The following is a 6,739-nucleotide window of genomic DNA, read 5'->3' on the forward strand; positions in this document are numbered from 1 at the left end:
GCCCACCGGGCTCGACCTCGGCCCACCGGCCGCCCCCACGAGCCGGTCCCGACCACGCCGCTACGGCAAGCTCCAGCACCGGGCTCGGCCTCGGCCCGCCGGACCTCCACACGAGCCGGTCCCGACCACGCCGCCTCGGTAGGCTCCGGCGCTGGGCTGGCAGTGCGCCGGCCCCACCCCCGGAACCAGCGCCCGCCCACCCGTCACCAGACTCACCCTGCACCGTTCCCGCAGCAGTGATCACCGCGCCGGCCCTGCCATCGCGATCGCTGCGTGCCGGTCCCGCCGGGTCAGCTCCCGGCCTTCAGCTCCAGCTCGTCGAGTCCCGCGGCAAACGCCTGCGCGATCTCGCTGATCTCCGGCCGCCGGATGGTCAGCGGCGGCGAGACGGCCAGCGCCTTCGCCAGCGTCCGAGTCAGCACGCCGCGCTGCCGGATGAGCAGGCTGAGATCGGACACGGCCGACGGCAGGCGCTCGAACAAATCGGGCTGCAGTTCGACGGCAGCGAGCAACCCCACCCCTGCCCGAACCTCCCGAACGAGGGGGTGCGCGGCCAGCGGCTGCAACGCGGCGGCGAGCTCACCTTCGAGCAGCTGTCCCCGCTGGAACAGGTTGTCCCGCTCGAGGATGTCGATGTTCGCCAGCGCCGCGGCGCAGCAGGCCGGATGACCGGAGTAGGTGGCGCCGTGCCGCAGCGTCGTGCCCGGCCGGTCCCAGAACGGCTCGGCGACGCGCCCGTGCACGACGACCCCGCCCAGAGGCAGGTACCCGCTGGTCACCCCCTTGGCGAAGGTGATCAGGTCGGGCTGCACACCCCACCGCTCGACACCGAACCACGTGCCGAGACGGCCGAAACCGCAGATCACCGCGTCGGCGATGACCAGAACGTCGTACTCCCGGCACACGTCGACCACGCCCTGCACGTAGCCCTCCGGCGGCGCGAGCACACCACCGGCACCGATGACCGGCTCGAACAGGAACGCCGCGACGCGCTCCGGCCCCACCCGCCGGATCTCGTCACGCAGCGCGTCGACCGAGTCGTAGGCGACGCGCGACGAGGACGGCAGGATCTCGCCGAACCCGGTTCGGTTGGCTTCGATGCCGGCCACGCCGGTGCCGATGCCGTTGGTGCCGTGGTAGGAGTTCGTCCGGCTGATGACGTGCACCCGCTCGGGCTGCCCCTGCACCACGTGGTAGCGACGCGCGATCTTGACCGCACTGTCGATCGCCTCGCCACCCCCGGTGGTGAGGAAGACCTTGGCATCCGGCATCGGCGCGAGCCCGGCGAGCCGCCCCGCGAGCGCGCGGGCCGGTTCGTTGGTGAAGTCGCCGAAGATCGAGTAGCCGGCGAGCTTGCGCATCTGCTCGGCGGCGGCCTCGGCGATCTCCGCCCGGCCGTGGCCCGCGTTGGCGTACCAGAGGCTGGCCGTGGCATCCAGGTAACGGTTGCCTGCCGCGTCGTAGACCCACACGTCCTCGCCGCGCTCGAGGACGAACTCGTCTTCCCGGACGACCGCCATGTCCGAGAACGGATGCCACAGTGCTGTGTCCATGCCCCTCACGGTAGCGGGCGGACGACCTTGCCGGGGTTGAGAATTCCCAGCGGGTCGAAGGCCTGTTTGACCGCTTGGTGGACGGACACGCCCACCTCTCCCAGTTCCGTCTCCAGCCACTCCCGTTTCAGCATGCCCACGCCGTGCTCGCCGGTGATCGTGCCGCCCAGCCGGAGACCGAGCGCCATGATCGCGTCGAACGCGGCCTGCCCGCGCCGCACCGAGTCCGGGTCTGCCGCGTCGAAGACCACGTTCGGGTGCATGTTGCCGTCCCCCGCGTGCCCGCACGTCGGAATCAGCACGTCGTGCTCGCGGGAGATGGCCGTCACCCCCTCGAAGAACTCCGCCAGCCTCGAGCGGGGCACGCACACGTCGTCCACCAGCCGGTCGCCGAGCTGCTCCATCGCGACCCCGGCCAGCCGTCGTGCCGCGATGAGCATGTCCGCCTCGGCACGGTCGCTCGCCACCAGCACTTCGGTCGCCCCGCAGGACCGCGCGACCTCCGCGAACACCTCGAGGTCACGCGGCGCCGCCGGCCCCCGATCGGACTGGGCGATCAACACGGCCTCGACGTCGTCCGGGAAACCCAGGTCCCGGTACGCCGCGACCGCGTCGATCGTCGGCTTGTCCATCAGCTCGAGCACCGACGGACGCTGCCCGCTGCTCAGGTACTCCGTGACCGCCCGGCACGCCGCGGGCGGCGCCGCGAAGAACGCGACCGCCGTCAACGGCGCCTCCGCGACCGGCCGCAGCGCCACGGTGATCTCGGTGATCACGCCGAGCGTTCCCTCCGAGCCGGTGAACAGCCGCACCAGGTCGTACCCGGCGACGCCCTTGGCGGTGCGGCGGCCGGTCCGCAGCACCCGCCCGTCGGCGAGCACCACTTCCAGTTCACGAACGAAGTCACTGGTGACTCCGTACTTCACGCAGCACAGCCCACCGGCGTTGGTGGCGACGTTGCCACCGATCGTCGACGACTCCCACGAGCCGGGGTCGGGCGGGTAGAACAGGCCCTTGTCCTCGACCGCTCGGGACAGGACCGCGTTCACGACCCCCGGCTGCACGGTCGCCGTGTGGTTGATTTCGTCGATGTCCAGGATGCGGGTCATCCGCTCCAGCGAGAGCAGGATCGCCCCGTCTACCGCGTTCGCTCCGCCTGACAGTCCCGTCCGGGCGCCCTGCGGGACGACAGGGATCCGGTGCCGGGAAGCGACACGCAGGATTCTTACGACTTCTTCGGTCTCGGTCGGCCGTGCCAGCGCCATCGGCACGCCTGCGGTGCCGAACCCGGCTTGGTCGAAGCGGTAACCGGCCAGTACATCAGGGTCGGTCGTGACGAAATCGGCTTCCAGCTCGGCGATGAGTCCCACGAACTCACCGTATCGGGCGAAGGTAGACGAGAGAACCGGGTGATGCCCGGGCGCTCGCCCGCGGACATCCGGGCATCACCCCCCTCTGGAGTGGTCTCAGGCGGTGATCTCCTTGCGGCTCTCACCACTCTCGATAGCGATCTTGCGCGGCTTGGCGGCCTCTGCCACCGGGATCCTCAGCGTCAGCACGCCGCTCTCGTAGCTCGCCTTGATGCGGTCGGTGTCGAGCGTGTCGCCCAGGAAGAGCTGCCGGGAGAACACGCCGAGCGGCCGCTCGGCCACCTGCATCTCGACGTCGTCGCCCGTCGCGGAGGGACGACGCTCCGCCTTGACGGTCAGCACGTTGCGTTCGATGTCCAGCTCGATCGCGTCCGGGTTCACGCCGGGCAGGTCGAACACCACCACGAACTCGTCGCCCGCGCGATAGGCGTCCATCGGCATCGCCGCGGGGCGCGACCACGTTCCCGACCCCTGGCCGAACACCTGCTGGGTCAGGCGGTCGAGTTCGCGGAAGGGATCGGTGCGCATCAACATCTCGCCACCTCCTTCAGTCTCTTTCACGTCGGACGTTGACGTCGCACACCACAGTTATAGCGCGTCATCGTTCCGTTGACAAGTCCGTCCGTCATCGGCATGATGACGTTGTGCCGCCCTACGAGAACTTGCACGACGCGCTGGAACTGGTTGAGGAAGTGCTCGGCGAAGCCACCGCCGACTACGACTCGAGGAGGGTGCTCGCCGCACTCGAGGTGCTGCGGGCGCTACGGGAAGAGCTGACGGCCTGGGAGCCGCAGCTCATCGAAGCCGCGCGTGAAGCGGGCGTCAGCTGGGCGGAGCTGGCGCCGGCGCTCGGCGTCGCCAGCAGGCAGGCGGCCGAGCGTCGCTACCTACGGCTCCGGGATGCCGTGGGCAGCGACCACACAGCTGATGAACGGGTGCAGAAGACGCGAGACCGCCGCGCCGAGGAGAAGGCGGTGATGCAGTGGGCGCGCGAGAACTCCGCCTCGCTGCGCCGGCTGGCCGGGCAGATCAGCGCACTGAAGGGCGTGCCCGGCGTGGGAAAGGTGCGGCGCGCGCTGGCCGAGGACGACGCGGCAGCGCTGCTGACACCGCTGAGCGGAGTGGGCCAGCACCTCGACCAGACATACCCCCAGCTGGCGGTCGAGGTTTCGCTCGTCTGCGATCACATGGACCGGGTGCGCCGGGAGACCCAGGAAAGGAGGCAGTCGTCCCGAGCGGGCAGCAGCTCCTGACGCTGTACCGCCGCGAGCAGACCGGACGGCGCGCGAGGAGTTGCGGGTGGCGCCGCGACGGTGCTTGATCAGTGCCTGGTGGGGAGTGACCAGGGCGCGGGCCCTGGGCTGCGCTGCTGTCGGGCGGGAGCGGATACCGCGCCGGGCGAGCGGCTGCCGCGCTGGGGCAAGCCGCGGGTGGCTGCCATGCCGGGGCGAGCCGCGAGTAGATGCCGCGCCGGGGCGAGCCGCGAGTGGCAGCCGCGCCGGGGCAAGCCGCGCGTGGCGGGCCGCGACTGAATTGCCGTGCCCGGGGTGAGAGCTTGTCGCACGGGCGCGCTCCCAGGGGCACTCGTGGCAGCTGACGGAGCGTGGGTCCAGGGCATGGCTTCCGCCAGCGACAAGCGACCGCGGCGCAAGTGGCGGATGGTCCTTGTGCGCCGGGGGCGCTGGAGGTTGCTGGCGGACGTAGCCCGTTGCGTCGGGCCTCGGGCTTCACGCGGGTACCAGGCGCGCCGTGTTGGTGAAGCCAGCGGGGTCTTCGGCCTCCAGGCGCGAACTTGCCTTGGTTTCGGGCCGAGTGCTGACCCGAGGCGACCTCCCGGAGCAGCCAGGTGCGGCGAGTCGGTTGCCGCGTGTGCTGGAGGCGTGGCTTCCGCCTGTCTTTGGGCGGGCGTTCGCGGAGGTTGGCACACGGCGGAGTGCCCGGGGCGAACTGACGGAGTGAGCCGGTCGCGAAGCTGAGGGCGCGGCTGCCACCAGCCTCAACCGGCTGTGGGCACGGGTCGCCGGCGTTGTCGGGTGGGCATCGTCGGCTGCGGCGTATGACAGGGTCGCGTCGGTGGGCGGCCTCGGGCGCGACTAGGTACCAGCCTGCCGCTGGGCGGGTGGCGGCAGGTTGTCGCGCTGGTGCTGTCCCTTTCGCGTGGGCGGGCTGACCAGGGGCACCCCTCAGGGGGTGACTTCGACCGGGGCCTTTTCCGTGGCCGAGATCTGTTCCGGGACGGAGATTTCGACGCGCGGGACCGACGGGGGCTTGCCGTTGGCGGGTTCGGCCGGTTTGGGCTGGTCGAGCGGCTCCCCGCTGGTGACGGGGGCTGCCGGTGGCGCGTCGGCGGGTGTCGGGGGCTCTGCCGTCGCCGTCTCGGCCAGGAGCGGGGTTGCCTCGGCCAGGAGAGTGTTGACGGCGCGGAGGCGGCTGGCCGTGTCCACTCGGATCTTGTCCAGCTCGGCGACCTTGGCGGTGGCCTCGTCGGTGCGGCGGCGCGCCTCGGCGGTGGCTTCGGCCAGCAGCTTCTCGGCTTGGGTGCTGGCCCTGGTGACCTTGTCCTCGGCGCGGGCGGTCGCCGAGGCGAGCATCGCGCTGGCGCGGTCGGTGGCCTCCGCGACCATCGCGTCCGCGCGCTTGGTCGCGTCGGCCAGCAGGGCATCGGCGCGGGAGGTCGCGTCGGCGAGCTTCGCGTCGGCCTGGGCGGTGGCGTCGGCGACGAGGGATTCGGCTTTGACCTGAGCCTCGGTGGTGAGCTTTTCCGCCTGGGCGGTGGCGGTGGTGACCAGCTCGTCGGCCCTGGCCTGGGCGTCGGCCTCCTGCTTGGTGGCCTTCGCCTGGAGGGACTCGGCCTCGGCGCGCGCTGCGGCCACTGTCTGGTCGGCTTCGGCGCGCGCGGAGGTCAGGGTCTTCTCGGCTTCCGCGCGGGCCGAGGAGAGCAGGTCATCTGCTTGGGCGCGGGCGGATGCGACCAGGCTGTCGGCTTCCGCCCGCGCCGAAGTCACCGTGGTTTCGGCCTCGGCGCGGGCGGACGAGAGCGTTTCGTCCGCTTCCGTACGGGCGGAGGTGAGGGTCTTCTCGGCCTCCGCGCGGGCGGAGGTCAGCGTTTCGTTCGCCTCGTCGCGGGCGGAGGTCAGCAGGCGGTCGGCTTCGGCCTGCGCGGAGGTGAGAGTTTTGTCGGCTTCGGTGCGGGCTGAGGTCAGCAGGCGATCAGCCTCGGTGCGGGCCGAGGTGAGCGTCTCCTCGGCCTCGCTGCGGGCGGAACTTAGCAGGTCGTCCGCCTTGGTCTGGGCGCTCTTGACCAGCTCGTCAGCCTTTGCGGTGGCCTCGGCTTCGCGTTCGGCCAGTGCTCGCATCGACGTGGCCCGCCGGACGGACATCGCCTCTTCGAAGTCCCGCTCGATTTCGGCTCGGCGGCGGGCTGCCTGTTCGTCCAGCTTGCGCCTGCTCTGCGCCGCCTGGCGGGTCATCAAATCGACCTCGGCCTGGGTGCGGCGCATCAGCTCGGCCTGCTCCTCAGCCATCTCCCTGCGCCGGAAGTCCAGCTCGGCGACCAGGCGTTCGTGCCGCTCGCGCAGCCGGCCGGCCGCCTGTTCGGCCGCCGCCCAGCTCCGTTCGGCCGCCAGCCGCGCCCGCTCGGTGACCTCGGCGGCCTCGTCCTCGGCCAGCTCTACCATCCGCAGCAACCGCTCGGTCAGCCCCTCCGCCTCGATGGGCGTCCGGCTGATCCGGTCGATCTTCTCGCGCAGGGCGTCGTTCTCCGAGCGCAGGTCCTCCAGCTGCGCGGCGAGCCGCTCGACGGCGGCGGCCGCCGCG

Annotated in this window: 5 protein-coding genes; 1 reads left to right on the top strand and 4 read right to left on the bottom strand. The window is 71.5% G+C overall.

What is annotated here, in order from left to right; genetic code table 11:
* Positions 1 to 290: 290 nt before the first annotated feature.
* From L2C96_RS10780 to L2C96_RS10790, 3 genes are all read right to left on the bottom strand, one after another.
* Positions 291 to 1,553: an aminotransferase family protein gene (locus L2C96_RS10780; protein ID WP_237336050.1), complete on the bottom strand. Its 1,263-nt coding sequence runs from the start codon at positions 1,551 to 1,553 to the stop codon at positions 291 to 293.
* A 5-nt stretch (positions 1,554 to 1,558) separates the two neighbouring features.
* Positions 1,559 to 2,923 carry an FAD-binding oxidoreductase gene (locus L2C96_RS10785; protein WP_237336051.1) on the bottom strand — a complete coding sequence of 455 codons (1,365 nt, stop codon included), beginning with the start codon at positions 2,921 to 2,923 and terminating at the stop codon, positions 1,559 to 1,561.
* Positions 2,924 to 3,019: 96 nt separating this feature from the next.
* A complete protein-coding gene (locus L2C96_RS10790) occupies positions 3,020 to 3,457 on the bottom strand; it encodes an Hsp20/alpha crystallin family protein (protein ID WP_020421925.1) in 438 nt (145 codons plus the stop codon).
* 110 nt (positions 3,458 to 3,567) lie between these two features.
* On the opposite strand from L2C96_RS10790, the gene L2C96_RS10795 reads away from it, so the two are divergent.
* Positions 3,568 to 4,176, top strand: a complete 609-nt coding sequence (locus L2C96_RS10795; protein WP_020421926.1) for a hypothetical protein — start codon at positions 3,568 to 3,570, stop codon at positions 4,174 to 4,176.
* Between the two features lie 930 nt (positions 4,177 to 5,106).
* Here the strand turns inward: L2C96_RS10795 and L2C96_RS10800 are convergent.
* Positions 5,107 to 6,739 (bottom strand): polarized growth protein Scy-related protein (locus tag L2C96_RS10800; protein WP_237336052.1); only part of this gene is annotated, 1,633 nt, incomplete at its 5' end.

Origin of the sequence: Amycolatopsis tucumanensis (assembly GCF_021654135.1) — a bacterium.
GTDB lineage: Bacteria > Actinomycetota > Actinomycetes > Mycobacteriales > Pseudonocardiaceae > Amycolatopsis_E > Amycolatopsis_E tucumanensis.